This window comes from Pseudomonas sp. 34 E 7 (assembly GCF_900005715.1).
GTDB classification, from domain to species: Bacteria; Pseudomonadota; Gammaproteobacteria; order Pseudomonadales; family Pseudomonadaceae; genus Aquipseudomonas; species Aquipseudomonas orientalis_A.
Map to the genome: position 1 here is coordinate 128,530 of NZ_CVTX01000150.1, position 25,641 is coordinate 154,170.

Genomic DNA, 25,641 nt, shown 5'->3' on the forward strand with positions numbered 1-25,641 from the left:
TTGAGCGCCTACATCCAGCTGGAGGTCCATATCACACGGCCCATAATGTCAATATCATTGACCTGAGCCTTTGTTACGAGCACATCACGGTATGCCTTGTTTTCATTGATGATGCATGCCGAACCGTCCGAAAGTCGCTGCAACCGCTTGGCATACAACTGGTCGTTCAACCGAATCACATAGAGGGCATCGGCATCGAGCTGGTTGCGTTCCAGGTCAATCATTACGATATCGCCCGCATTCAATATTCCAGCCATCGAATCACCCATTACTGGAATCGCTAAAAGCTGCTGCGGGCACAGTTTCTGTTTGTGCAATGAGTCGGCGGGGAACGCAAGGTGGGTGAGAACGTTTGCGCTGAGATTCCCTGGACCCTTACGGCCACGCAAAACAGGCTCGTAAAGTGGAATATAGACGTAGGCGTCATTATCCCCACTGCCTGCTCCATTTTGATCGGGCTGACTCTCCTTACAGCCCCCACCCGCCAACCAATCAAGTGATACGTTGGCGACGACAGCCATTTTCCAGGCCCTTTCAATATTAGGTACAACCCGTCCTTTTAGATAACTGTATAGCGAACTGTTAGCAATTCCGCATTTATTTGAAAATGCGTGGGGTGTTTCATCGCCCAGCGCTTTTTTCAAGCGTGCGCTGAACCCGCCAAATTCTTTGACAGCGCCGTCACCAGGAGGAATGCTCAAACGTTGTGAGTTGTGATCCAGGGATACCATACTGCTTGATTGCTGGATAACGTGCGGGGCTCCCTTCCCCGCCAACCAATCAAGCGAGACATTGGCCGTGACGGCCATTTTCCAGGCTTTTTCCAGACTCGGGACAGATTCACCACTCAAATATTTGCGCAACAAGGGTTCGGAAATACCACTTTTCTTCGCGAATGAATAAATTGTTTCACCGCCAATCGCCTGTCTAAGCCGCTGATTAAAACCATCAAATTTCATTCTATCGACCTGTGCCAACTTGCCTCTGCGCACCCTGACTCAACCGTTATTGCCAACAGCCAGATCGATTCAGCGCCAGGTTTTCAGGGGCTATTTATATATAACGCATGCTCCATGAACAATGCCAAGACCGTGTGGAGAAACGATGGAGTTTTGATGGAGATTTAACCACGCTACTGTTTTCGGATACTCCGAACATCATTACCGCCCGCCACGTTAGTTTCAAAATCCACACTACCTACACATAACGTCGAATGAATCCCAACTCTTTTAGTTGAACATTCCATTCGAGCGCCATGGCCTTGAGCCTGGCAATATTTTTAATGAGGTTATTCAGGTATGTCTTTTAGATCCAGGCGACCGTGTCCCTTATGGATCGGGCTTTTTATGTTCGCCTTAACCGGGTGTCACCCCGAGGGGCAAGTCGCCGACGACGTGCCTATCCCACAGGTTTCCGTAATGCCCCTTGAACCCGCTTCCATAAAAGTCAGCGAGGTACTGCCTGGCCGTGTTTCGGCAGTTCGCACTGCCGACATTCGCGCGCAGATCAGCGGCATCGTGAACAAGCGTCTATTTGATCAGGGCGTTGAAGTGACTGCCGGCACGGCCTTGTTTCAGATTAACCCGGCCCCCTTCAAAGCCGAAGTCGATAGCGCTGCAGCGCTGGTGCTCAAAGCGCAGGCTGCATTGAAACGCGCACGTATCCAGGCCGAACGGCTTTCGCCTTTGATGCACGCCGAGGCAGTCAGCCGCCAAGTCTACGACGACGCCATATCACTGCGCGATCAGGCTGAGGCGGATGTCGCCCAGTCCAAGGCAACCCTGGCTCGACGCCGGCTGGACCTGAGGTTCGCGACAGTCGACGCGCCGATTGCCGGACGCATTGACCAGACCCTGGTGAGCGAAGGCGCGCTTGTGTCATCAACTGACAGCGCACCGATGGCGAGAATCCAGCAGATTGACCAAGTGTATGTCGATGTTCGTCAAACCGCATCGACACTGCGCTCGCTGCGTGAATCACTCAGCGCCCAGGACGGTCAACGCGCGCCTGGCTTGCCCGTAGAGATTCTCGACAGTTCCGGCAACCCCACCGGCCTCAACGGCAGCATCCTGTTCTCCGGGATTAATGTAGATGCAGGTACCGGAGACGTGTTGCTCCGCATACTGGTCGACAACCCCCATCGCCAGCTGCTGCCAGGCCTGTTTGTACAAGCGCGGGTGCCACTGGCCGATTATCCGCAGGCGCTGAGCGTACCGCAGCAAGCCGTACTGCGTAGCGGCGGCCAGGCACGCGTGTGGGTGATAGATGCCAAGGAGCAGGCACACGCTGTCGCAATCGAACTGGGGGAACTGGTCGATCGCCGCTACCGCGTGGTGTCCGGGCTCAGCGCTGGACAGCTCGTGGTCATCGAGGGTCTGGAGCGCCTGACCGAAAACGCGCAAGTCAGCGCCGCCTCCTGGCAGGCGAATGCCGCTGCGCTCCCACTCAACGCCACTGCGCGTTAGGCAGAGAACCCCCTCATGTCTCAGTTTTTCATCAATCGCCCGGTGTTCGCCTGGGTGATCGCGTTGTTCATTGTATTGTTCGGCCTTATTGCCATTCCGCAACTACCGATCGCGCGTTACCCCTCGGTAGCGCCTCCGTCAGTCAGCCTGACGGCCAGTTATCCGGGGGCTTCGCCGCAAACGCTTAACGACTCGGTCGTCAGCCTGATTGAGCGTGAACTATCAGGCGTGAAGAATCTGCTGTACTTCGAATCCGCTGTCGACGCATCGGGCACCGCGCAGATCAGCGCCACTTTTGTGCCTGGCACCAACCCCGAAATGGCCCAGATCGATGTACAAAATCGCGTCAAGGCGGTCGAAACACGCCTGCCGCAGGTGGTGCGTCAGAACGGCATGCAGGTCGAGTCGGCGGCGTCGGGTTTTCTGATGATGATCGGCATGACATCGCCCGACTTGCGCTTCGGTGAACTCGCCCTCAACGATTACCTGGCACGTAATGTGGTGCAGGAGCTACGACGGATCAAAGGCGTGGGTCGCGTGCAGTTATTCGGCGCTGAACAGGCCATGCGTATTTGGGTGGAGCCCGCCAAGCTGACGGCGTTCGGCTTGACCATGAGTGATGTGGCCCTGGCAGTCGAGCAGCAGAATGCGCAGATCGCCCCGGGTAGATTGGGTGACGAACCCACACTGCCCGGCCAGCGCCTGACAATCCCGTTGACCGTGCAAGGGCAGCTATCAACCCCGGAGCAGTTTGCGGCTATCGTACTGCGCGCCAATGTGGACGGTTCAAAAGTGCTGATTGGCGACGTAGCGCGTGTCGAGCTGGGTGCGCAATCCTACGCATTCTCCAATCGAGAAAACGGCAAGGTCGCGACCAGCGCCGCCATTCAGCTCGCGCCAGGCGCAAACGCCGTGCGCACCGCCCAGGCGGTGCGCGACAGATTGGCCGAGCTGGCACCCAGCATGCCGACAGGCATGTCGTACTCCATCCCCTTCGACACAGCACCCTTCGTCAAGGTCTCTATCGAGAAGGTCGTGTATACCTTGCTCGAAGCCATGGTCCTTGTATTTCTGGTGATGTACCTGTTCCTGCAAAAAGTACGTTACACGTTGATCCCCGCCATCGTTGCACCCATCGCCCTGCTCGGCACCTTCGCCGTGATGTTGCTGGCGGGGTTCTCGATCAACGCATTGACCATGTTTGGCATGGTGCTGGCCATTGGCATCATTGTCGATGATGCCATCGTCGTGGTGGAAAACGTGGAACGCCTGATGGCTACCCAGGGGTTATCGCCAAGAGCGGCGACGTCCCAGGCCATGAAGGAAATCAGCGGTGCGGTGATCGGGATCACCCTGGTGCTCACGGCGGTGTTCATACCCATGGCATTCGGCACCGGGTCCGTCGGCGTCATCTACCAGCAATTCACCCTGTCCATGGTGGTATCGATCCTGTTCTCGGCGCTGCTGGCGTTGACCCTGACGCCCGCGCTTTGCGCAACGCTGCTACGCCCGGTCACGCCTGGTCATTACGACAAGCGCGGCTTTTTCGGTGCGTTCAACCGAGCCTTCGAGCGACTCACTGGCCGCTACAGCGAGCGCGTAGGCCAAATGGTCGGGCGCAGCGGCAGGATGATGCTGATTTTTGCGGCGATATGCGCCGTATTGGCCGTTGCCATGGCGCAGTTGCCCTCCTCGTTTCTGCCTGAGGAGGATCAGGGCTATTTCATGACATCGATCCAATTGCCAACCGGCGCAACCAGCGAGCGCACATTGGATGTGGTCAAGGCGTTCGAAGCCCATGTGGCGTCACGTCCGGCGCTTGCCGCCAACCTGGTGGTGCAGGGCTTCAGCTTCGCAGGTTCCGGCCCCAACACGGCCATGGCGTTCACCATGCTCAAGGACTGGAATCAACGCAATGGTGCGACAGCGAGCAATGAGGCCGCGCTGGCCCAGAGCGCGATGACCGACAGTGTCGAAGGCACCACGATGAGCCTGATGCCGCCGCCGATAGATGACCTGGGCACGTCGTCCGGCTACACCTTTTTTCTACAGGATCGGGCAAATCGTGGAGAGCAAGCGCTCCTGGCGGCCCAGGCGCAACTGCTGAAACTGGCCGCGCAGGACAAGCTGGTCAGCGGCGTTTACGCCGATGGCCTGCCACCTGGCGAGAGCGTCCGACTGGAGATTGATCGGCAGAAGGCCGAATCAATGGGCCTGTCGTTCGCCGCCGTGAACAGCACGTTGTCTTCGGCCATGGGCTCACTCTACGTCAACGACTTTCCCAACGCAGGACGCCTGCAATCCGTCATTTTGCAAGCCGATGCCGCTGCGCGTATGCAATTGGAAGACGTACTGAGCCTGCGTGTACGCAACTCGACAAATGGCATGGTGCCGTTGCGCGAAGTGGTGACGCCGGTGTGGACCGAGTCCCCCCAGCAAATGATGCGCTTCCAGGGTTTCCCGGCGGTGCGCATTACCGGTGGCGCTGCCGAAGGTGTCTCAAGCGGAGCGGCGATGGCGCAAATGGAGCGCCTGGTCGCGCAGTTGCCCCAGGGCTTCGCCGTGGCGTGGACAGGCCAATCGCTACAGGAAAAACAGTCGGCGGCGCAGGCGCCGTTGTTGATGTTGTTGTCAGCGTTGGTGGTTTTCCTGGTACTCGCGGCATTGTACGAAAGCTGGTCGATTCCTCTTTCAGTGGTGCTGGTGGTGCCATTGGGCCTGCTCGGGGCAGTCGCCGCAGTGATGCTGCGAGGCTTGCCCAACGATGTATTTTTCAAAGTCGGGATGATCACAATCATTGGTTTGTCGGCGAAAAATGCCATCTTGATCGTAGAGTTCGCGCGCCAGTTGCATGCTGAAGGCCGAACGTTGATCGACGCGGCAGTCACCGCCTCTCGGCTACGCCTGCGCCCGATTCTGATGACGTCCATGGCCTTCACTCTCGGCGTTGTCCCCCTGATGCTCGCCTCGGGCGCCAGCGCGGAAACCCAGCATGCAATCGGCACTGGCGTATTCGGCGGGATGCTCAGTGGCACCTTGCTGGCGGTGTTCTTTGTGCCCGCGTTCTTCGTCTTCGTAATCGGCAGCCAGGAACGCTTCCAGGCATGGCGTGCACGACGCTCCAAAAGCACCTCAACCATGACCCCGGAAAATTAAACATGCGCCTGTTGGTTTGCTTGTCCCTGGCTGGCTGCCTGTCCGCCTGTGTGCTGACGCCCAAGCTGGACAGTCCGGCGCTGCCCGTTCCTTCGCACTTTCCACTGCAGGAAGGGGCCGCGATGAACTCAGGCGCTTCGTTGGCGGCTGCAGCCCTGGGCTGGCGAACGATGTTCGGCGATCTGCGTTTGCAGCGGTTGATTGACCTGGCGCTGCAGAACAACCGTGATCTGCGTCTGGCTACGCTGAATGTCGAAGCCGCCCGGGCCATGTCACAGATTCAAATCGCCGGACGTTTTCCTTCCGTGTCCGCCGATGCAAGCGCCACTCGCGAGCGGGCCGCAGGCGTGAGCGGCCAGGGCAGCGAAAATCGCCAAGTCACTCAGCAGGTGGGTGTGAACGTGGGCATCAATGCGTTCGAGCTGGATCTATTCGGACGTGTACGGGCACTTTCCGATGCCGCGCTGGCACGCTACTTCGCCAGTGAAAATGGCCGTGACGCTGCTCAGATCATCCTGGTGAGTGCCGTTGCCGAGACGTATTTCGCACAGCAACTGGCCCGTGAGCAGTGCCAACTGGCCGAGCGCACACTCGCGGATTGGCGAGTGTCCCTGGAACTGGCTCGCCTGATGAAGACGTCGATGCAGAGCAGTGAGTTGGACGTCGCCCAGGCCGAAAACCAGGTCGCACTGGCCGAAGCCGACTTGCAGGCACGTCAGCGTACGCTTGCCAAGGCCGGCAACGCCCTGCAATTGATTGTCGGCAGCGAGCTGCCCAACGATCTGCCTTCGGCACTGCCGCTGGAACGGCAACCCGTCATCGCACGACTGCCCGCCGAACTGCGGGCTGACGTGCTCTTGACGCGTCCCGATGTGCGCCAGGCCGAACAACACCTTATCGCCAGCAACGCCAATATCGGCGCCGCGCGTGCGGCGTTCTTTCCGCGAATTTCACTGACTGCCTCTTTTGGTTATGCCAGCTCATCAATCGGGGATTTGTTCGACCCCTCGCGGCAGGTCTGGAGATTCGTGCCTCAGGTGACCCAACCGCTGTTCCAGGCCGGGCAGCTGCGCGCCGAACTGGACCTGGCCAAGGTGCGTAAATCCGAAGCCATTGCCCTCTATGAGCGCACCATCCAGACGGCTTTTCGGGAGGTCGCGGACGCCTTGGCCGGTACAGCGACATTCGATAGACAAATCGAAGCGCAACTACGTGCCGTAAAGACCGCGGAACGCCGCCTTGGGCTGTCAACCCTGCGCTATCAGGCGGGGCTGGATGGCAGGCTGGAGCTGCTGGACGCACAGCGCCTGCTCTACGCCGCACGCCAGGCGTTGTTGGAGTTGCGACGTGACGATATCGTCAACACAGTCGCGCTGTACAAGTCTCTGGGAGGGGGTTTGCAGGACCGCAGCGGCGCGGCTATTGCCGCGCCGAAGGGTTGAGCTGACACGAGAAGGGGTTGAGCAGATTCGAGAAACCATGGGCATGAACGCAAGGAGGCGTTGACGCAAAACGTCAACGCCTGCCCTGACTGCACCAGCCCTCAATGACGACTCAGACGACTCAGAACGTCGCCCACACAATGAACTGCATGTAGGTGTTGGTTGAGGCGTCGCCGCTCTGCCGGCCACCGTTGCCCAGCCACTTCTCCGGTTTGTAGAAGCCAATCAGCGGCGACAGCGTGATGTTCTCCGTGACCGCCCAATCGACAAAAAAATCGACCTCCTGCGCAGCGAAGTCCAACTCATGGCGACGGGACAGCTGGTGATAGTTGAACGCCTCGGCTTGACCGAGAGGAGCACGTCGTGGATCTCCATATTCGAGGTTACGGAGCCCGCATAATTAAGCCCGATTTCTCCCTGCAGGCGCTTGCGATAACCGCCCTGGAACAGGAAGTCCCAGCCTTCGGAATAGCGCGAATAACGATAGCTGACGGTCGGTTGCCATGGCTTGTCGACGAAGGTGTAACCCGCGTCGAAGAACATCGCCCGCTGCGAGCCCGAACGCTTTTCCTGACGGGCCACTTCGAACGCAAAATCGGCGTTCTCGATCCCGGCATTGCCCTGTCCACGGATGCTGTAGACGTTCATGCCCTTGCGCTCAGCCCGATCTCCGAAGGCGTATTTCTCTTCCACATCCAGGCCGTGCACGTAGGTCGAACCGATAGAACCTGGACTTTTGCGCTTTTCAAAAGTGAGCCGCCGTCAGGGCGGAACCCTAAGTGGCCGTTACCGCAGCAACGGATATGTACTCGACTGATCCAGCATCCTGGTCGGCCCAGAGGCCGCCATCGGGGGCAAGCCCCCTCCCACATTTGAGCCAGGATCGACTCAAAATCCTGGTCGGCTCTGAGGCCGCCATCGGGAGCAAGCCCCCTCCCACATTTGAGCCAGGATCGACTCAAAATCCTGGTCGGCTCTGAGGCCGCCATCGGGAGCAAGCCCCCTCCCACATTTGGGCCTGGATCGACACAAAATCCTGGTCGGCCCTGAGGCCGCCATCGGGAGCAAGCCCCCTCCCACATTTGAGCCAGGATCGACTCAAAATCCTGGTCGGCTCTGAGGCCGCCATTGGGAGCAAGTCGAATCGTCGCACCGCCCCTCCCACATTTGGACCAGGAGCGCTGTAAATAGATACCTACGCTGACGGGGCCGGCGTCGCCAGGCTTTCAAGGAATTCAATGACCAGCGCGTTGAACACCTCGCCTTGATCGTCATGCACATAATGGCTGGCATCCGCAACTTCGGCGGTGCGCACCTGTGCATTGCAGTCACGCATCGCTTGCAGCGTCGCCGCCGGCAGGAAATCCGAACGCGCGCCGCGGATAAACAGGGTCGGGCAATCCAGGGCGCGCACCGCCGGCCACAAGTCCGTCGGTTCGATGCTCAGGCGCGCCTCGGCGATGCCTTGCTGATCGTGGCGCCAAATGATCGCGCCCTCGCTCTCCTTCATCGAATGCGCCAGGCGTGACGCCAGGCCCTGCTCCGACAAGCCCGGGCGGGACGCCTGCCAGAAAGCGCGGGCGGCTTGCCAGTCGTCGAACCGCAGGGGGGTCTGGTTCATCTCGCGGCGGATGCGCGCCGCACCGTCGCCCTGGCTCGACGACCCGGGGCCGATGTCTTCGATGATCAGCCCCATCAAGCGTCCCGGTGCCTGCCGTGCGTACTCAAGGGCATTGGCGCCGCCCAGCGAATGGCCCAGCAACACGAAGCGCTGCAAGCCGACATCAGCGACGAAGTCCTGCAGGTCCTCGACATAGGATTGCGTGTGATAGCTCGCGGCCGGGCCCCAGTCACTCAGGCCGCGACCGCGCTGGTCGAGCGCGTAGACACAATAACCGGCACCCAAGGCCTCGACCAGCGACTCCCAGGTCTGTGCATAGGCGCGCAAGCCATGCAACAACACCAGCGGCACGCCGCTCGGATCGCCCCAACGTAGAAAATGCAAACGCAAGCCGGTGCGATTGATGAAAAAGCGGCTGTCTGGGGACATGGGTTTGCTCCGTAAGTACAGTTAAGATTTTCCTGTAGGAGCGAGCTTGCTCGCGAAAAACGTCAACGATAACGCGGGCATCCTGTATGAACGCGGTGCATTTGAGTTCTTCGCGAGCAAGCTCGCTCCTACAGTGGCATCAGGGGCCTGGGTCGACTTAGAAACGGTCGAAACGATAAGGGCTTGGATCGATGATGGGCGTGTGCCCGCTGACGATATCCGCCGCCAGGTGACCCGCCGCCGGTGAAGTACCAAAGCCGTGCCCGGAAAAACCGGTCGCCACGGTCAGCCCGGGAATCTGTGCGACCGGGCCTATTACCGGGTTGGAATCCGGAGTCACGTCGATAGTGCCTGCCCAGGTCTGGGCGATCCGGGCTTGCTCGAATACCGGCCAGGCCGCCTTGAGGTTGTTCATCGCATCATTGTTGAGCCGCGGGTTGGCGGCGGGGTCTTGCATGCGTACACGTTCGAACGGGCTGACACTGTCGGCCGACCAACGCCTGGGCAGCGCCAGGTCGTTGAAAAAATACTTGCCCAGCGACACGTTCAACACGCTGCGCTGCGCACGAAATTGCGGCATGTATTGCTTGGCAAGCAACAGGTGATCGAGGGTCAGAAAAGCGTCCAGCTTGCCTCGCTGAGTAACGATGAAACCGCCATCCTTGTGTTTGCGAAACGAAAAGTCCGGAGCGCCCACGGCAATTTCCGTCGGGCCCTCCATCGGGTGGGTACGCAACACCGAGCAGGTCAAGGCCAGGGTCGGCAATGACACCCCGAGGTTACCCAAGAAGCGCCGCGACCACATACCGCCCGCGAGCAATACCTGGTCGCAGCGGATCTCGCCTTTTTCCGTGACCACGCCACTGACTTTGCCGGCAGACATCTGCAACGTACGCACCGCACACTGCTCGATGATGACCACGCCCAGGGCCATGGCGGCCTTGGCAATCGCACTGCTGGCCAGCGTCGGCTCCGCACGCGCGTCGGACGGCGTGTAGATGCCGCCGGACCAATTGCCCGCGCCGCCCGGCACCAACTGTTCGATCTCGCGTTTGCTCAGCATCCGAGAATCAAGGGACAGGTGGTCGACCGACTTGAGCCAGCCTTCATGCATGGCCAGCTGCGTGTCGTTGCGGGCGACGAACATGATGCCCTCTTGCCGGTAGCCCACATCCGCGCCCACTCGCTCAGGCATTTGTGCCCACAAACGGTCTGCGGCCAGGGCCAGCGGAATATCGTGCGCGTGGCGGCTGGTCTTGCGCACCCAGCCCAGGTTGCGTGAGGACTGCTCGCCGGCGATACGGCCTTTTTCCAGCACCACTACCGGAATATTGCGTTCGGCCAGCGTCAGTGCAGCCGTCAGGCCAATGATGCCGCCGCCGATAATGACGACGCTGGTCGCGGTGGGAAACTCGGTGGACGTATTCACGGGCGCAATCGTCGGGGCCATGATCAAGACTCGATAAGCAATAGAGGTCGGCCGCGCACACGCACGGCCGCATAACGGGTTACTGCGACAGGCGAATGACTTCGACTTGCGCCTTGGAAGCGTTGCGATAAGCCGTCACTTCCAGTTCCACCTTGTAGACCGTCGAGCCCAGCGGCGGGCACGTGACGGTGCTGGCAGGGTCGACGCCGCGAAACTTCTCGCCGATCAAGGCCATTACCGCCGGCACATCCTTGGGGTCCTGGATGAACACCCGCGAGCACACCACATCGGCCAGGCTGGCATCGACTGCCTTCAAGGCCGACTCGATGTTGGCGAACACCTGGTGCGTCTGCTCGAGGATGTCTTCGGGGATCAGCTTGGTTTGCGGGTTGCGGCCGGCGGTGTTGGACACATAGATCCAGTTGTCCACCACCACCAGGCGCGAATAGCTGGCCTGGTCTTCAAACGGGGAACCGGTCTTGAGCTTGATGATTTTTGTCATGTCGAAGGTCTCGTCAGTTGTAAAGGGAATGGCTCAGCGCAGCTCCGGGGTTTCCCACAGATTCAACTTCACGCCGATGCCTCTTTCGATCGCATTGCGGTACACCACCGTGCCCCAGGCCACGTCTTCGACCGGCATGCCGCCGACCGACATGATGATGATTTCTTCATCGTTGCGGCGGCCCCGGGCATCGCCGGCGATGATCTTGCCGATGTCTTCAAGCTCCTCGAGCTGCATCTTGCCTTCGGCGATCATGTCCATGAACCGCACGCCAATCACCGGCACGTTGTGGTGCGCAGGCTTGGGCAGTTCTTCGAACCAGGCTTCGTAAAGGCCGGTGTTGTCCAGCACCTTGCGCACGTCGGCGCGCTCCATGCCTTCGTCCAGCGAGCAGGCCGCCGGCATCGCCATGAAGCAACCCGGCTTGACCCACTCGCGCTTCACAATTGGGTACTTTGAGGGGTCGCCCGTCTCACCGGAGCTACAATAAGTAACAAGGTCGGAATCACGGACCACCTCTTCGAGGCTGTCGACCACTTTAATCGTGGTGATCTGCGGGTAGGTGTCCTTCACCCAGGCAAGAAAATCATTCAGGCTCTTCTCGCCACGGCCCTTGATTTTCAAGGTATCGATTAACGGGCAAACGGCGATGAATGCGGCGAGCGTGGTCTTGCCCATCACGCCCGGGCCGAGCAGGCCGACCACTTTCGAGTCCTTGCGCGCCAGGTGGCGTGCACCCACACCGGGGATCGCACCGGTGCGATAGGCCGACAGCAGGTTGGCGGACATATGCGCCAACGGTGCTCCGGTGTCGGGGTCGTTGAGGGTGAACATCAGGATCGAGCGGGGCAGGCCCTTGTCGCGGTTGGCAATATTGGAGCCGTACCATTTGACGCCTGCGGTGCAGAAACTGCCGCCCAGGTAGGCCGGCATCGCCATCATGCGCCGGTCAGCGGTGGGCTTGGGCATGTTCGGGAACGGCGATTCCTTGGGGAATATCACCATTGCGCCGTGGGAATCGTTGTTCGGGCCAGCCATGCGATAGTCGCCGCTATACAGCAGCGCGAACATCTCTTCCATGGTGTTCACACAGGCGAGCATGTCGGTCACGCCGGCGCGGATCATGTCCTGCTCGGACAAGTAGATGAAGTCTATTTTTGTAGTAATGGACATAATTATTCTCGGACTGAAGGTGATATCACCGCGGTAGGCGCGGCTCCACGCTATCGACCTTGAGTATCAGCGGGCGAACTTGGGCGGTATTGTAAATTTCGGACATCGACATCTATTCCGCGCGCAGGAATTGGCGCGATAAATGCCTGAATATTCGCGCATAACACCATTTAAAGGTCCGGTCATGGTCAACCTGTGTGCGCCGCTGAAGCACCACACTGCATACGAACAACCCTGGTTCGTACTCAATTCATCGCGCTATTCGGTAATGCCTTCGGATCACCCGGCGATCTCGCATTTTTACGCCTTCGACGTTGCCCACTCGGCCGACCTGCTGGCGGTTCCGGATGGCTGTGTGGACATCGTGTTCGACTGTGACCCCACGCGCCCCAGCGTGAGGATTTGCGGCACGCCGTTGGTGGCGCAGCGCGTGGAGTTGCTGCAGGGTCATCATTATTTTGGCGTGCGCTTTTCGCCGGGGGTGATTCCCGGCTTTATCACCGTAATGGCCGAGGACCTGACCGAACGGGAATGGGACCTGCTGGAGGTGTCTGCGTTTGCTCAGCGCATTTTCGAGAGCATCGTCCAGGCCCCGCAGTTGCAGGAGCAAATGAAGCTGTTCAACGACTATCTGATCCCGCGCCTGATGGGCAGGACCTCGAAGTTGACGGCCATGGTCATTCAACAGGCGCTCGCCCATCGCGGCGACCTGCGCATCCAACAGCTGGAACACCTCAGTGGCTACACCAGCCGCACCATTCATCGTCAGTTCAGCCAGGACACGGGCCTGTCGCCCAAGACCTTCTGCCGGATCATCCGCTGCCAGGCGGCGCTGGAAACCCTCAATACCCAACACGATGTGTCGTTCTCGGAACTGGCCCTGGACCTGGGCTTTTCCGATCAGTCGCACTTCCTGCGCGACTTCAAGAAACTGGTCAGTACCACGCCCTGCGAATACCAACGCAAAATGCTGCGAAACGCCTATAACGACCGCATCTGCTTCGCCTGAATCCCTGTCCCCTGCCCTCGCCGAAAAAATTATTTAGCGCCTCCATCATTTCTCCATAAATCCTACGCTGAACGTGCATGCTGACGAGGCATCATCCTATCCGTTGCTGAACGCCTGCGCGCCGTTGCAGCATTGAGCCACCGCCCAGCACATCGACCGAGCACACCATGACTGAATCACTCCTTGCATCGAGCTCCAACCAGGCACTGGTCCTGATCGCCGAAGACGAGCCGGAAATTGCCGACATCCTCTCGGCCTACCTCAAGCGCGCCGGCTTTAAAACCGCGCATGCTCAGGACGGGCGGCGCGCGCTGGAGCTGCATCAGACGCTCAAGCCCGATCTGTTGCTGCTCGATGTGCTGATGCCGAAGCTGGACGGCTGGATGGTGCTGGCCGAAGTTCGTCATCGCGGTAACACGCCCGTGATCATGCTGACGGCCCAGGATCAGGACATGGACAAGCTCATGGGGCTGCGCATAGGCGCCGATGACTACATCGTCAAACCCTTCAACCCGGCGGAAGTCATCGCCAGGGTCCAGGCCGTGCTGCGTCGATGCGCCGACCAGGGGCATGGCGGTGGCCACAGTGTGCTGCGCGTCGACCCCTTCGAGATCGACATCGACAACCATGAGGTGAGCGTGCGCATCGGCACGCGAAAACAGCCGTTGCAGCTGACGGTGACCGAATTCAGGTTGCTCGCGCAGTTGGCAAAGTCGCCGCGTCGCGTGTTCAGCCGAGCCGAACTGCTGGTGCTCTGCTCCCCCGAGAGCGACAGCCTGGAGCGCACGGTCGACAGCCATATCAGCAAGCTGCGCCGCAAGATCGAAGACCTCGGCCTGCGCGGCGTACCGACCAGCATCCGTGGCGTCGGTTACCGCTTCGGGAGCCAGGCATGAACGTCGGCAGCGGCATGAGCCGCCAGATTATCTTGTCGATGACCGCCGTGGTGCTCTGCGTCATCGCACTCGCGGTCGTCGGTACCTACGTGTTCTATTCGTTGCTGTGGGCGCTGTCGCCGCCGACGCAGTTGGAGCTGGAGTCGGATGAATGGCTGCCCAGCGGCGTGGAATGGGCCTGGATGGGCTTGATCACCTGCGTCAGCCTGGGCGTCGGCGTGGCGGTGGCCGTCAAATTGGCCCGACGCATTCTCATGCCGCTGAACTCGGTGGCGGCCAGTCTGCGCAGCCTGGCTGACGGCGACCTGGATGCACGGGCAGTGGCGCCCGACGTTTCTCCGGGCGAAGCCGCCCGGCTGGTGAATGACTTCAATAGCATGGCGAACCGATTGAAACGCATGGCCGAAGAACAAGCCTTCTGGAACGCCGCGATTGGTCATGAACTGCGCACCCCGCTGACCATCCTGCGTGGCCGTTTGCAGGGGTTGGCCGAGGGCGTATTCGAGCCGGACACCGCGCAGTTCTACAGCCTGCTGAGCCAGGTCGAAGGCTTGACCCGCATGGTCGAAGACTTACGTGTCGTGGGCATGGGGGATAACGGCTACCTGAAACTTGAAATCCGGCAAGTCGAGTTGTCCGATGCGCTGGAGGCCGAAGCGCGGTTGTTCGAACCCAGCCTGAACGCTGCCGGGTTCGTGCTGCTGCTGGACCTGCGCAAAGGCCCCGTGAACTGCGACCCTGCCCGCATTCGCCAGGCATTGCTCGCGCTGCTGGACAACGTGCGCCGGCATGCCACGCCGGGCAAGGTCAGCGTCCAGCTCGGCAGTGACGAGCGCGGTCATTTCCTCAGGGTTGCGGATGAGGGGCCGGGGGTCGCCGAACCGTTCGCCGAGCTTATTTTCGATGCGTTTCAACGCGGCGACAGTTCGCGTTCCCGGGCCCAGGGCGGCAGTGGCCTTGGCCTTGCCGTGGTGCGTTCGATTGCACTGGCCCATGGCGGCGCCGTGGCCTGTCGAACACTTGTACATGGCGGCACGTTATTTGAACTCAGTTGGCCAACGGCACCCATTTGACTATCCAATCCTGACAACCGTAGAGCGAGGTTTGCTTTATCAGCACTCACCAAGGTGATGGCATGCGCCTGTGTATTTCCCTATTCAAAAGAGCAACTAAATATCGCCACTTTGCCTTACTGGACATACACGGACGTTGTATCGCTTTCATGAGTTGCGAAGGAGTACCAAGCCCGGGTGACTGGGTGGAAGTCGAAGCAGTCAATCTCGCCTGGCTCAATAAAACGCTGCCTGAACTGGAACGCCAGGCAGCGAATAACCGCACTGTGTAACGCCCGGCTCCCTTGTTTAACGCTCTAGCGTGGATAACTGTTATGCCTACAATGCATTCAGCTCGCAACACTATTACCCTTAAACAACTGGAAGCGTCATTGATGCTCTATACGTTCAAACTCAGAAAGTTGCAGCGTTTCTGGATTCCATTGCAGCGGCATGCGCCGTCGTGTGTCCTGGCGCTGTGGCTGGTGGGCGTCTGTGCGTCGTTGATCACTCAGTCCTATTATCACTGGCTGTTGATGGCGCCGGCCATTTGCATCCTGATCACCCTGGAAATCATTATCGAAGAAGTCCAGACCGATCTGTTGTTGATGACCGATGAAGCGCGTTATCGCCTGGGCATCTCCCGCGACGATGATCAACGCGCAACGCGCGCCACAGGTGCACCATGGCATCCGTAACACCGCCGATTCTGCTCGAAGAAAGTAAAAAGCTGGGGCAGCAATCCGCCAGCCAGACGCTCAAGGCCATCGCCCGGGCCTACCCCGGTAAATTGTTCGGCACCTTGTCGCTTGTCGCACTGGAAAATGCGCTGTTGCTGGCCTACCCGCTGTTCGCCGGGTTTGCCGTGGACTCGATCATCCGCGGCGATGCCGCCAGTGCATTGTGGTATGCCGCCGTGGTCCTTGGCTTCTGGGTAGTCGGCGCGGCGCGGCGGGCGCTGGACACGCGGACCTTTACGCGCATCTACGCCGACCTTGCAGTGCCGGTGATTCTCAACCAGCGCCTGCAGCGCCACAGCACCTCCAAGGCGGCGGCGCGGGTCGTGCTGGCACGGGACTTCGTCGACTTTTTTGAAAAGCACGTGCCGACAATCGCCACCGCGCTGGTGTCAATCGTCGGGGCGGCGGGCATGCTGCTGGTGATCGAGCCCTGGGTCGGCCTGGCCTGTCTGCTGGCGCTGCTGCTGTGCGTCACGCTCATGCCGGGTTTTGCGCGACGCAATCAACGCCTGCATGAACGCCTGAACAATCGACTGGAAAAGGAAATCGGCCTGGTGGAAACGGTCGGTGCGCACACCTTGCACCGCCACTATCAGGTGCTGTCGCGGCTGCGCATCTGGCTATCGGATCGTGAAGCCGTGGCTTTCCTGTCCATCGGCATTCTGGCGGCGCTGCTGTTCGTGGTCGCGATCACCCAACTGGCCTTGGCGCCGGCGGTGAAAGCCGGGCATATCTATGCGGTGATGACCTACCTGTGGACCTTCGTCAGTTGCCTGGATGAAGCCCCCTCGATGATCGACCAACTGGCGCGGCTCAAGGATATCGGCAAGCGCGTGGACCCAGGCCTGGCGTGATTCAGCGCGGTGACCTGCGCGTTTCGGAGGGCGATTCACCGAACAGCTCGCGGTAATGCGTGGCGAAATGGCTCAGGTGAAAAAAGCCCATGGCCACGGCGATATCTCCGACGTTTTTCTGGCTCGGGCAGGTTTCGATCAGGCGTCGCCTGACCGCGTTGAGGCGCAAATTGCGCAAGTATTCAACCGGCCGCATGCCGGTTACCGCCTGAAAACTGTTCTGCAGCGTCCTGCGACTGACACGCAACTGCTCGCACAGGTCCAGGATGCTCAACGGGGTATCGCCACTGGCGATGATCAATTCCTGGCTGCGCCTGACCAGATAGGCGCTGACGGCAAAATTGCCACGCCGGCAACGGACTTCATCGCTGGCGTGACTGAACAGGTCGAGGAACGCACCAAGCAGCTCGTCTTCGAGGATTTTTTCCGACGCCGGGCTGATGGCGTCCGCGTGTTGCAGAAAGTGACGAAACAAGGGGTGAATGCGCTGACGAATGCGCAGCAGTAACGTTTCATCCACGTTAAGCGCGGGCACGCTGGTCAAACGCTTGAGTTGCTCATTGGATAACTCGAAGGCCGCCAGCTTGGCGAAACGCACGGCATCGACGTTGAACGCGAAAAAATGCGTGCCTTCCGGCGCATGCAATACGAACTCTTCGGCATCACGCAGCAGCACCACGCTCTGCGCACTTACCCGCTGCCCCTGGACCACCGGAGGGTTGCCCAGTGACATGGCTGCGCACAAGCGGCCCTGGGGCGAGCGGCCATGCTGCACCACGCGCTTGTCCAGCACCTCCTGGAAGATCTGGAAGCGATCGCCGGACAGCTGCCGCAGCTCACTGGTCAGGCAGCCACGACCGAGCTGGTCATACACCTGCTGCCAGCCATGGATCGAGCCGGCGTGCTGTTGGGAGTCATTGAAGGTTCGGACTTCAGCGAGCATATTCGTCACTCCTCGGCCGCCGGGTTATTGCTATTGGCCCGAAGGGGCTCAGTCGTCCGTGACATTGGTTGGCGTTAGACAGGCACAACGCCCGCCTGGAAAACCAAAGCCAGTTCCGTGCCAAGCATGTGCAGATGATAAGTGCCCGGTTGAATATCCATCGGCGCCAGTAGCGCACCGGAGAGCACCACCTGCCCGGCCTCCACGCGATGACCATCGGCCAGCAGGCGTCGCACCAGCCAGCACAGGTTGAACAGGGGCGTGTCTTCTCGGTCCAGGGTATCGCCGCTCCCCAGATACACACCCTCATGTTCCAGGTGATACGCCACGCAGGCATGCCGCACAGGGTCGAACGGCACATGCGGTCCTACACAGTAAAGTGCGGCGGCGGCGTTATCGGCCAGGAACGCGCCAAGCCCGAAACGCCAGCCTTGCCAGCGGCAGTCGGCGATTTCGAACGCCGGCGCCACTTGGGCGATGGCCGCAAGAATCTCCTCATCCGCGTAGTCGCCCGGTTCCAGCGCGCGCCCGAAGACGAACGCCAGTTCGATCTCAAGCTTGGGCTGGATCAACCGCCCAAGTGACACCGCACTGCCCGGCTCGACCTGCATGACCGTGGTGAGGCCGCCGTACACCGGTTCGTCGAGGCCGAAGCGTGCTTGCGCCGCACGGCCGGCAAAGGCGACCTTCCAGCCGCTCAACCGTTCGCCGCCGGCCTGGCGCCGCACGAGCCCCTGGCGCTGCAGACCGTAGCCTTCCAGCCGGTCCAGCGCTTCGGGCGCCAAAGGAGCAATGGGCTGGACGCTGCGCAAGGCCTCGTCCAGTTCAACGAGCAACGCGTTGGCGCCGCTCATGACAGTTGCTCCGCCAGCTTGCGCAGTACCCCATCAAGCCGCTCCGGGGTGGTAATCGCCGCGACAAAACGGTCCGGACGCACCACCACGATGCAGTCACGCACCTTGGAGAACCATTCGCCCAAGCGGTTATCCACGTCCTCCACACTCACGGCGTCGTTGGCCGTCAGCGGCTGGTTACGCCCCACGCCGCTGCGCGACCGATTGACCTGGATGAAACGCGTGCCCCAACGAGCCCAATACTCGGCCATCGGTTCGCTGAGGTGTGCGCGCGGGTTCACTCGATAACCCAGCACGGCATAGCCGTTGCCGAGGACTTCGTCCAGGCGCCGGCGCTGGCCCTGGGCGTCTTCGATATTGGGCTGGATGAACAGTTGCCCGACCAGGTCATCCTCACGCAATTCGGCCCGCTCGTGATAGACCAGCCCCTTGGTGATGGTCGCCTTGGGTTTGAATTTGAACTCCAGCAAGTGCGAGCGCAGATTGTCGACGCTGTTGACGGCCTGGAACAGCCAGTCGCGCACGCCGGCCATCAGCGGGTTGGTCAAGCCAAGGACAGCACCCATATTGTCGGCCAGGGCGACCAGTTCGGTGGCGTGGCCACGTCGCTCCTGGTCGTAACTGGCCAGGATCGATGGCGCCGCCCGGCCCTGGATGATCGCGGCGAGCTTCCAGGCCACGTTGGCCACGTCGCGCAGGCCGGAATTGAGGCCTTGCCCGGCCCAGGGCGGGGAAATATGCGCCGCATCACCCACCAGTGCCACACGCCCTTCGACAAAGCGCGCCGCGACGCGCGAGTGGTGCGTATAGGCACGAATGCGAATGACGTTGAGTTGGTCGACGGCGTCGCCGATATGCCCGTGGATCAGCTTGCGAATCGTCGCCTCTTCGCACATTTTCGCTTCGTCCTCGCCTTCCATCAGCATGAACTCCCAGCGCCGCTGCTGGTAAGGCAAGTAGATGCACACGAAGGGCCGCTGCGGGTCGGCATGCAGGGCTGTATAAGGTGCGTCCAGCGTGTCGTTGGCGGTATCGACCACTACCCATTTGCGTGGATGGGTCAACCCCAGCAGTTCAATGCCGAGTTTTTTACGCACGGTGGAGCGGCCGCCGTCGGCACCGATCGCATAGTCGGCCTGGAGCTGGTAGAGCTCGCCGTCGGCGCCGCGTACCTGCAGCGTCACGCCCTGCCCGTCCTGCTCAAGTTCAAGCAGTTCATGCCCCTGGCGCAACTCGACACTGGCGTGCTGCCCAAGGTTTTCGCGCAAGGTGCCTTCGAGCAGTTGCTGCATGAAAATATTGCGCATCGGCCAGCCGTATTGCGCAGCACTTGGCTTGACCTCGGCAAAACACACGCCGCGCGCGTTGTAGTAGCGCAGCGGCACATCGCAAATCATGTCGCGTACCGCCAGTTCGGCGATACCGATGCCCTGCAACACACGCAATGCCTCATCGTCCATGCCCACGGCACGCGGATAAGGCAGTATGCCATCGGCCAGTTCAAGGACGATGCAGTCGATACCGTACATTCCCATGTAGTGCGCGGCCGTAATGCCGTTGGGGCCACCGCCCACGATGACAACCTGGGTTTTCTCCTGCTTCATCGCTATTCACCGCTTTCTTGTTGTGGTTTGGTTCCGGCACCGCGTAGGAGCGAGCTTGCTCGCGAAAAACTTCAACGATAACGCGTTCTTGCTGAGCGAACGCGGCGCCTGTGGGTTCTTCGCGAGCAAGCTCGCTCCTACAATTGCTGTGCTTTTATCAGTGCAAGCCGTCAAGGCCCTTTACATCTTCTACTTTCAGCCCGCCCAAGCGTGCATGCAGACGTCCACGCGTGGCGAAAGCCCAGATCACGACGAGCTCATCCGGCGAGGGGCCGTCGCCGAATGTCACCGAGAACGTGTCGTAGTGCGAGCGCACGTAAAGTGCATCCTTGTGCGCCAGCGGCACGTCGATGGTCGAACCCGGGCCGCCACGCTTGCCGGTGGACGGCACCCACGACTTGCCACCGCCCAGGGCAACGCGGATCGGGTCGGCGGCCGGGTTGGTGAGGAACGCGTTGCCGTGCTCGTACTCACCCGCGCTACCTACCAGGATAGCCTTGCCGTAGCTTTCGATCTTGCGGGCACCGGCCAGGGCCTGAATGCGCCGGCCAAACTCTTCGCCCAGCAGCGGCGACGGCTCGATCAATTGCGCAAGGTCTTCACTGTAACGGCCGGCGTACGGGTTGGCGATCACGGCGGCCACGGCGTATTTGAACACCGGTTCGCCATCGGCCAACTGGCCACTTTCGTTAGCCAGGGTTTCTTCGACGAAGCTGTACCATTTGCGGATGTGATAGCTGGCGAAATTCGCGGTTTTCATCAGGTGAACCTCGGTTCAAATCGGGTCAAGGGGATCAAGCGTGATGTTGCGACTCGGCGCACGGGCGGCCTTGAAGCGGGCCTTGCCGCACGCATCGTCATGCTCGGTCTCGAGAAAGAATTCCATGCGATTGCAATCGGGGTCGTTGAAATACAGGCCGTTGCCGATTTCATGATCGGTAATTTTCACCACCTCCACCCCCTTCTTCAGCAACATGCCGTAGAGCTGGCGCAAGGTGGTCATGTCACCTTCGATTTCCAATCCGTAGTGCTGCAGGCCCAGGCCGCCCTGGTGGGCGCCCGGTTCTGCACGAATCAAGGCGATGTCGTGATGCTTGGTGCCAAATGCCATCATGACCCAACTTTCGCCCCGGGCACTTTCGTGCATGCCCAGGATGTCGGCGTACCACAGTGCCGACACATCAGGATCACTCACAAATAGCGATAAGTGAGTCCGAAGGATTTTGACTTTCATCACTGATTACCTCAGTTCTTCTTGACGATGGATTGATGCCCGGCCTTGATCTGCGCCACGGCAGGCGTCCAGAGCACATCTGCGATCTCGCTGAATTCGCGCCAGTGCTTCTGCCAGCTATCCCCGCCATTGTCGGAGGTGAACAAATGCCCATACTTGGTGCCCGCCACGATCTGGCGCGGGTTGGCCGGGTTGAAGGCAATCGCCCAAACGCAGGAGTTGGGTTGTTGCGGCAGGGGCAGCACGGTCCACGTGAGTGCAGCGTCACGGGATATCAGGATCTTGCTGGTGGTGCCCGGCGTACCATCGGAAATACTCAGGTACAGCTCGTTTTCCGTGCCCAGCGGCGCGTTCATGGCGCGCAGGTAATACAGGCCGAAGGCTTCGCGACCGACAATGCCGGTCCAGGTCAGCCCCTCGTCCAGGCTGCGGTAAACCGCATTGACGCAAACCACCACGATGACTTTTTCACCGTGATTGGGCAGTACCACAATGTTGTGGATGTCCGAGTTGTAGTCCCACAGCAGCCGGTCGTCGACGCGGGTCCAGCTGTCACCGCCGTCACGGGAGTGAAACAGCCCACCCTCTTCCAGGCCGAACCACAGTTGGTTGCGGTCGGTGGGGTCATAGGCGAAGGCCAGCAAGCGGGGACGGCTGACGCCGTCGCAGAACTCCGGGATCTCCACCGGAGCGCGATCCCAGCTCAGGCCACCGTCCAGGGTGCGCCACAACACGGCACGCGACGGCGCGCCGGTGCCGACGAAAATCCGCTGGGCGTCCTGTGGGTCGACCGCTACCTTCCACACGGTCTGCCCGTTGAACGGCGAATCGATGCGCTGCCAATGCCCGCCGGTGTCCTGGCTGACACACAAGCCCACGTCGGTACCGGCGTAGATCCGCTCCGGCGTGTCGGGATGCACACTCAGGGACCGGGTGATCGCATCGAACTCAAGGTCCTGCCCCAGGCCCAGACGGTGCCAGGTCTTGCCATCGTCGGCGCTGCGAATCACCGCTTGCCCGACAGTGGCGACCAAAAGGGTTCCGTTACTCATCTCTGATACTCCTCAGATATAGATGCCACGCGTCAAACCACCGTCGATGCCGATGGACTCACCGGTTACCGCGCCGGCCTTCGGCGACGCCAGGAAGCCGATCAACCAGCCCATTTCAATCGGCGCCAGGGTGCGGCGAATCGGCGTTGCGTCGATGTAGGCCTGCTCGACCTGTTCCGCGGTCTTGCCCTGCTTGACCGCTTCGCGGTCGTACAGCTCCTGGATATGCGGGGTATCCACCACGCCTGGGTGAATCAGGTTGACCGTGATGCCCGACGGGCCGAGCTGGTCGGACAGGGTTTTGGTCATGTGGGCAATCGCCAGGTTGCGCATGCCCGACAGCACTTTGCTGCTGCGCCCGGTGAGCCCGCCGATGTTGATGATGCGCCCGAAGCCGGCCGCCTTCATGTGTGGGGTCACGGCCTTGGCGCAGCGGAAGTAGCCGATCACCTTGGTGTTGAGGTCCGACAGCAACTCATCGTCGCCAGCGTGTTCGATGTCATTGCGCACCACGCCGGATGGCGCGGCAGCACCGTTGACCAGGATGTCGATACGGCCGAAATGCTTGTACGCCGCATCGACCATCTCGGACACGGCCTTCATGTCATTGGTGTCACAGAACAGCGGCAGCACTTCATTGCCGGTCTGTGCGGTGATCTCTTCGGCGGCCAGTTGCAGGAACGCCATGCGCCGCGCGCAGATCACCACCTTGCAGCCTTCCTCGGAGAGAAAGCGTGCGACTTCCTTGCCGATACCCATGCCGCCACCGGTGACGATTGCCACGCGGCCTTTCAATTCCAGATCCATTGCCATTTCCTCTTGTGATTATTCGATTCAGGCCAGATCGACGAAGACGCTTTTGGTTTCGGTGTAGGCGTCAATCACGTTCTTGCCCATTTCCCGGCCCCAGCCGGACTGCTTGTAACCGCCGAACGGCGACGCCGGATCGACCACGTTCCAACAGTTGATCCACACCGAGCCGGCCTTGAGCTGCGCGGCCACGCGGTGCGCCGAACGCAGGTCACGGGTCCACAGGCCGGCGGCGAGGCCATAGGGCGAGTCGTTGGCGCGCAGCACCAGGTCGTCGATCTCGCTCCAGCTCATCACGGTCAGCACCGGGCCGAAGATTTCTTCGCGGGCCACGCAGGCCCGCTCGGCACGGTCCAGGAACACGCTGGGTTCAATGAAGTGACCGCGCTCAAGGTGCTCAGGACGGCCACCGCCGCAGATCAGCTCGGCGCCCTCTTCCTGGCCCCGCTGCAGGTAGCCCTTGACCGTGTTCAACTGCCGGCCGGATACCAGCGGGCCCATGCTGTTGGCCGGGTCCAGGCCATTGCCGAGCACATAGGCGGCGGCGTGGCGCTGCAGTTCTTCAAGCACCTGGTCGAGCACACTGTCGTGCACATACAGGCGCGAGCCGGCCGTACACACCTGGCCCTGGTTGTAGAAAATCCCGTCGGCCGCACCCTTGGCGGCGCGTACGATGTCGGCGTCGGGCAGGATGATGTTCGGTGACTTGCCGCCCAGCTCCAGCGAAACCTTTTTCATGTTGCCGGTGGCCGCCTGGGCGATCAGCCGACCGACCTGGGTCGAGCCGGTAAAGGCGATCTTGTCCACGTCCGGGTGCTGTGCCAGCGGTGCGCCGGTGTCGGCGCCCAGGCCGGTGATCAGGTTGACCACGCCGGCGGGGAAACCGGCGGCCTCGATCAGTTGCACCAGGCGAATCGCCACCAACGGCGTCTGCTCGGCGGGCTTGAGCACCGCCACGCAACCGGTGGCCAGCGCCGGGCCGAGCTTCCACACGCACATGGTCAACGGGAAGTTCCACGGCACGATCAACGCGCAGACACCGACCGGTTCACGCAACGTGTAGTTGAGCATCGGCGCGCCGCTGGCCGGCGAGACGGGCAGCGTGCTGCCTTCGATCTTGCTGGGCCAGCCGGCGAAGTAGCGAATGATGTTGGCCGCGCTGGCCGCTTCACCCCGTGCGTTGGCGATCGGCTTGCCGTTCTCCAGGGTGATCAGTTGCGCCAGCTCCTCGCGGTGCTGGTCCAACAGATCGGCGAGGCGAAACAGCAACAGGCCGCGCTGCGCCGGTGACTGGAAGGCCCAGGCGCCGGTAAACGCTGCACGGGCGGCCGCAACGGCGGCATTCACATCGCGCTCATCGCCTTGGGCGACTTCGGTCAGGGTCTGTTCAGTGGCCGGGTTTTCCACCGCAAAGCGGCGACCGCTGGCGGCGTCCTGCCAGGTACCGCCGATGAACAGGCGACCGGGCTGGTCCAGGAACGCCTGGACGGCAGGTAATAATGGGAGCTGGTTCATGGTCGACTCCTTCAAAGCGCCATTTCGATCAGGCAAGGCCCGGCATCGGCGGCGGCATTGGCCAGCGCCCGTTGCAGTTCGGCATTGGTGTGTACGGTGCAGGACGGCACGCCATAGCCTTTGGCCAGGGCCTTCCAGTCGATGCGCGGAGTGTCGAGCACGGTCAGCTTGAGCGACTGCGGGTCGAGCTCGGTCATGCCGAAACGGCGCAGTTCGTTCTGCAAGATTGCGTAGCGGTGGTTGGCGGCAATCAGGATCACCACCGGCAACTGCTCGCGGGCGATGCTCCACAGGGTCTGGATGGTGTACTGGGCGCTGCCGTCCGATTGCAGGCAGAACACCCGGTTGCCACGCTCAGCCAGGGCCGCGCCAAACCCCACCGGAATACCCTGGCCGATCGCGCCACCGGTATTGGTCAGTACACGGTGCCGCGCGGCACGGGCAGAGGCGGTGAAAAACGGATAGCCGCAGGTGCCGCCCTCGACCGAGACAATGCAGTCGTCCGGCAGCGCGGCGGCCAATACTTGCCCCACCGACTGCGGGCTCAACGCGGCCTCGCCCGGCGGCAGCTGGATGTCCTGCGGCGTCGGTATGTAGGCAGGCGCGTCCAGCGCATCGGCCAGCGCGGTCAGCGCCCCGGCCACATCGTCGCCCACTTCGGCCAGCGACAGCAGACGCTCACGCTCAGCCAGCCGCGACGGGATACCTTCGTAGCCGAAATAACTGATGGGCTCCACGACACCGGCGCACACGACCTTGTCGTACTGCTCGAGGATCTCGATGGCCACTTCCGGGAAGTACGGCAGGCGATCCAGGTCGGGCAAGCCACCCCCCCGGTAGCTCAGGCGCGGGAAGGTTTCG

Annotated in this window: 24 protein-coding genes; 9 read left to right on the plus strand and 15 right to left on the minus strand. The window is 61.0% G+C overall.

All coding sequences use genetic code 11. The features are described from left to right. Positions 1 to 8: 8 nt before the first annotated feature. Entirely contained in the window at positions 9 to 959 is a 951-nt protein-coding gene (locus tag BFP96_RS18020; protein ID WP_083203300.1) for a helix-turn-helix domain-containing protein, read from the minus strand. A gap of 459 nt (positions 960 to 1,418) precedes the next feature. Between BFP96_RS18020 and BFP96_RS18025 the strand changes: the two genes are divergently transcribed. From BFP96_RS18025 to BFP96_RS18035, 3 genes are read left to right on the plus strand one after another with little or no spacing between them, the layout of a single operon-like run. Continuing rightward, the gene (locus BFP96_RS18025) at positions 1,419 to 2,465 is read left to right on the plus strand and encodes an efflux RND transporter periplasmic adaptor subunit (RefSeq protein WP_240997019.1); all 1,047 of its coding nucleotides are present in this window, start codon (positions 1,419 to 1,421) and stop codon (positions 2,463 to 2,465) included. 15 nt (positions 2,466 to 2,480) lie between these two features. Beyond that, positions 2,481 to 5,621, plus strand: coding sequence for a multidrug efflux RND transporter permease subunit (locus BFP96_RS18030; protein WP_065936741.1), 3,141 nt, complete (start codon positions 2,481 to 2,483; stop codon positions 5,619 to 5,621). 2 nt (positions 5,622 to 5,623) lie between these two features. Then, positions 5,624 to 7,063, plus strand: coding sequence for an efflux transporter outer membrane subunit (locus tag BFP96_RS18035; RefSeq protein ID WP_065936742.1), 1,440 nt, complete (start codon positions 5,624 to 5,626; stop codon positions 7,061 to 7,063). Between the two features lie 225 nt (positions 7,064 to 7,288). Here BFP96_RS18035 and BFP96_RS18040 read toward each other — a convergent pair whose 3' ends face one another. The 5 genes from BFP96_RS18040 to BFP96_RS18060 all read right to left on the minus strand — a co-directional run bounded on the left by BFP96_RS18040 (position 7,289) and on the right by BFP96_RS18060 (position 12,217). Then, complete coding sequence (locus tag BFP96_RS18040; RefSeq protein WP_256549107.1) at positions 7,289 to 7,771, minus strand: alginate export family protein; 483 nt, start codon at positions 7,769 to 7,771, stop codon at positions 7,289 to 7,291. A gap of 487 nt (positions 7,772 to 8,258) precedes the next feature. Next, positions 8,259 to 9,113, minus strand: a complete 855-nt coding sequence (locus BFP96_RS18045; protein ID WP_065936743.1) for an alpha/beta fold hydrolase — start codon at positions 9,111 to 9,113, stop codon at positions 8,259 to 8,261. Between the two features lie 157 nt (positions 9,114 to 9,270). Further along, entirely contained in the window at positions 9,271 to 10,563 is a 1,293-nt protein-coding gene (locus BFP96_RS18050) for an NAD(P)/FAD-dependent oxidoreductase (protein WP_065891966.1), read from the minus strand. Positions 10,564 to 10,621: 58 nt separating this feature from the next. Beyond that, positions 10,622 to 11,044 (minus strand): RidA family protein, encoded by a 423-nt coding sequence (locus BFP96_RS18055; protein WP_065891967.1) that lies wholly within the window; start codon positions 11,042 to 11,044, stop codon positions 10,622 to 10,624. Between the two features lie 33 nt (positions 11,045 to 11,077). Next, complete coding sequence (locus BFP96_RS18060; RefSeq protein ID WP_065897949.1) at positions 11,078 to 12,217, minus strand: tyramine oxidase subunit B; 1,140 nt, start codon at positions 12,215 to 12,217, stop codon at positions 11,078 to 11,080. A gap of 184 nt (positions 12,218 to 12,401) precedes the next feature. Between BFP96_RS18060 and BFP96_RS18065 the strand changes: the two genes are divergently transcribed. The 6 genes from BFP96_RS18065 to BFP96_RS18085 all read left to right on the plus strand — a co-directional run bounded on the left by BFP96_RS18065 (position 12,402) and on the right by BFP96_RS18085 (position 16,768). After that, positions 12,402 to 13,226, plus strand: coding sequence for an AraC family transcriptional regulator (locus BFP96_RS18065; protein ID WP_065898012.1), 825 nt, complete (start codon positions 12,402 to 12,404; stop codon positions 13,224 to 13,226). A gap of 167 nt (positions 13,227 to 13,393) precedes the next feature. Further along, positions 13,394 to 14,122, plus strand: a complete 729-nt coding sequence (locus BFP96_RS18070; RefSeq protein ID WP_065885633.1) for a response regulator — start codon at positions 13,394 to 13,396, stop codon at positions 14,120 to 14,122. Next, entirely contained in the window at positions 14,119 to 15,195 is a 1,077-nt protein-coding gene (locus tag BFP96_RS18075; RefSeq protein WP_065891970.1) for a sensor histidine kinase, read from the plus strand. Before BFP96_RS18070 ends, BFP96_RS18075 begins: the two co-directional genes overlap by 4 nt. A 62-nt stretch (positions 15,196 to 15,257) precedes the next feature. Then, positions 15,258 to 15,467, plus strand: a complete 210-nt coding sequence (locus BFP96_RS29325; RefSeq protein WP_083203298.1) for a hypothetical protein — start codon at positions 15,258 to 15,260, stop codon at positions 15,465 to 15,467. Positions 15,468 to 15,509: 42 nt separating this feature from the next. Next, positions 15,510 to 15,872 carry a hypothetical protein gene (locus BFP96_RS18080; RefSeq protein WP_065891971.1) on the plus strand — a complete coding sequence of 121 codons (363 nt, stop codon included), beginning with the start codon at positions 15,510 to 15,512 and terminating at the stop codon, positions 15,870 to 15,872. After that, positions 15,860 to 16,768: an ABC transporter six-transmembrane domain-containing protein gene (locus BFP96_RS18085; RefSeq protein WP_065885630.1), complete on the plus strand. Its 909-nt coding sequence runs from the start codon at positions 15,860 to 15,862 to the stop codon at positions 16,766 to 16,768. Before BFP96_RS18080 ends, BFP96_RS18085 begins: the two co-directional genes overlap by 13 nt. A gap of 1 nt (position 16,769) precedes the next feature. Here BFP96_RS18085 and BFP96_RS18090 read toward each other — a convergent pair whose 3' ends face one another. From BFP96_RS18090 to BFP96_RS18130, 9 genes are all read right to left on the minus strand, one after another. Next, positions 16,770 to 17,711, minus strand: coding sequence for a helix-turn-helix domain-containing protein (locus BFP96_RS18090; RefSeq protein ID WP_065885629.1), 942 nt, complete (start codon positions 17,709 to 17,711; stop codon positions 16,770 to 16,772). A 74-nt stretch (positions 17,712 to 17,785) separates the two neighbouring features. Then, on the minus strand, positions 17,786 to 18,565 hold the full coding sequence (locus BFP96_RS18095; protein WP_065891973.1) for a 2-keto-4-pentenoate hydratase: 780 nt from the start codon (positions 18,563 to 18,565) through the stop codon (positions 17,786 to 17,788). After that, positions 18,562 to 20,169: a bifunctional 3-(3-hydroxy-phenyl)propionate/3-hydroxycinnamic acid hydroxylase gene (locus BFP96_RS18100; RefSeq protein WP_065936744.1), complete on the minus strand. Its 1,608-nt coding sequence runs from the start codon at positions 20,167 to 20,169 to the stop codon at positions 18,562 to 18,564. Before BFP96_RS18100 ends, BFP96_RS18095 begins: the two co-directional genes overlap by 4 nt. Positions 20,170 to 20,326: 157 nt before the next feature. Further along, positions 20,327 to 20,929 carry an amino acid synthesis family protein gene (locus BFP96_RS18105; protein WP_065885626.1) on the minus strand — a complete coding sequence of 201 codons (603 nt, stop codon included), beginning with the start codon at positions 20,927 to 20,929 and terminating at the stop codon, positions 20,327 to 20,329. Between the two features lie 15 nt (positions 20,930 to 20,944). Then, positions 20,945 to 21,403 carry a VOC family protein gene (locus BFP96_RS18110; protein WP_065885625.1) on the minus strand — a complete coding sequence of 153 codons (459 nt, stop codon included), beginning with the start codon at positions 21,401 to 21,403 and terminating at the stop codon, positions 20,945 to 20,947. 11 nt (positions 21,404 to 21,414) lie between these two features. After that, on the minus strand, positions 21,415 to 22,455 hold the full coding sequence (locus BFP96_RS18115; protein WP_065933302.1) for a WD40/YVTN/BNR-like repeat-containing protein: 1,041 nt from the start codon (positions 22,453 to 22,455) through the stop codon (positions 21,415 to 21,417). Between the two features lie 12 nt (positions 22,456 to 22,467). Then, on the minus strand, positions 22,468 to 23,262 hold the full coding sequence (locus tag BFP96_RS18120; protein ID WP_065885621.1) for an SDR family NAD(P)-dependent oxidoreductase: 795 nt from the start codon (positions 23,260 to 23,262) through the stop codon (positions 22,468 to 22,470). A gap of 27 nt (positions 23,263 to 23,289) precedes the next feature. Beyond that, the gene (locus tag BFP96_RS18125; RefSeq protein ID WP_065885619.1) at positions 23,290 to 24,780 is read right to left on the minus strand and encodes an aldehyde dehydrogenase family protein; all 1,491 of its coding nucleotides are present in this window, start codon (positions 24,778 to 24,780) and stop codon (positions 23,290 to 23,292) included. 11 nt (positions 24,781 to 24,791) lie between these two features. Next, on the minus strand, positions 24,792 to 25,641 hold an 850-nt coding region (locus BFP96_RS18130), incomplete at its 5' end, for a thiamine pyrophosphate-dependent enzyme (protein WP_256549111.1).

Bases quoted from the DNA above. Each gene is read 5' to 3' on its own strand.
- BFP96_RS18020 (WP_083203300.1), bottom strand. From the start codon at position 959: ATGAAATTTGATGGTTTTAATCAGCGGCTTAGACAGGCGATTGGCGGT.
- BFP96_RS18025 (WP_240997019.1), top strand. From the start codon at position 1,419: ATGCCCCTTGAACCCGCTTCCATAAAAGTCAGCGAGGTACTGCCTGGC.
- BFP96_RS18030 (WP_065936741.1), top strand. From the start codon at position 2,481: ATGTCTCAGTTTTTCATCAATCGCCCGGTGTTCGCCTGGGTGATCGCG.
- BFP96_RS18035 (WP_065936742.1), top strand. From the start codon at position 5,624: ATGCGCCTGTTGGTTTGCTTGTCCCTGGCTGGCTGCCTGTCCGCCTGT.
- BFP96_RS18045 (WP_065936743.1), bottom strand. From the start codon at position 9,113: ATGTCCCCAGACAGCCGCTTTTTCATCAATCGCACCGGCTTGCGTTTG.
- BFP96_RS18050 (WP_065891966.1), bottom strand. From the start codon at position 10,563: ATGGCCCCGACGATTGCGCCCGTGAATACGTCCACCGAGTTTCCCACC.
- BFP96_RS18055 (WP_065891967.1), bottom strand. From the start codon at position 11,044: ATGACAAAAATCATCAAGCTCAAGACCGGTTCCCCGTTTGAAGACCAG.
- BFP96_RS18060 (WP_065897949.1), bottom strand. From the start codon at position 12,217: ATGTCCATTACTACAAAAATAGACTTCATCTACTTGTCCGAGCAGGAC.
- BFP96_RS18065 (WP_065898012.1), top strand. From the start codon at position 12,402: ATGGTCAACCTGTGTGCGCCGCTGAAGCACCACACTGCATACGAACAA.
- BFP96_RS18070 (WP_065885633.1), top strand. From the start codon at position 13,394: ATGACTGAATCACTCCTTGCATCGAGCTCCAACCAGGCACTGGTCCTG.
- BFP96_RS18075 (WP_065891970.1), top strand. From the start codon at position 14,119: ATGAACGTCGGCAGCGGCATGAGCCGCCAGATTATCTTGTCGATGACC.
- BFP96_RS29325 (WP_083203298.1), top strand. From the start codon at position 15,258: ATGCGCCTGTGTATTTCCCTATTCAAAAGAGCAACTAAATATCGCCAC.
- BFP96_RS18080 (WP_065891971.1), top strand. From the start codon at position 15,510: ATGCCTACAATGCATTCAGCTCGCAACACTATTACCCTTAAACAACTG.
- BFP96_RS18085 (WP_065885630.1), top strand. From the start codon at position 15,860: ATGGCATCCGTAACACCGCCGATTCTGCTCGAAGAAAGTAAAAAGCTG.
- BFP96_RS18090 (WP_065885629.1), bottom strand. From the start codon at position 17,711: ATGCTCGCTGAAGTCCGAACCTTCAATGACTCCCAACAGCACGCCGGC.
- BFP96_RS18095 (WP_065891973.1), bottom strand. From the start codon at position 18,565: ATGAGCGGCGCCAACGCGTTGCTCGTTGAACTGGACGAGGCCTTGCGC.
- BFP96_RS18100 (WP_065936744.1), bottom strand. From the start codon at position 20,169: ATGAAGCAGGAGAAAACCCAGGTTGTCATCGTGGGCGGTGGCCCCAAC.
- BFP96_RS18105 (WP_065885626.1), bottom strand. From the start codon at position 20,929: ATGAAAACCGCGAATTTCGCCAGCTATCACATCCGCAAATGGTACAGC.
- BFP96_RS18110 (WP_065885625.1), bottom strand. From the start codon at position 21,403: ATGAAAGTCAAAATCCTTCGGACTCACTTATCGCTATTTGTGAGTGAT.
- BFP96_RS18115 (WP_065933302.1), bottom strand. From the start codon at position 22,455: ATGAGTAACGGAACCCTTTTGGTCGCCACTGTCGGGCAAGCGGTGATT.
- BFP96_RS18120 (WP_065885621.1), bottom strand. From the start codon at position 23,262: ATGGATCTGGAATTGAAAGGCCGCGTGGCAATCGTCACCGGTGGCGGC.
- BFP96_RS18125 (WP_065885619.1), bottom strand. From the start codon at position 24,780: ATGAACCAGCTCCCATTATTACCTGCCGTCCAGGCGTTCCTGGACCAG.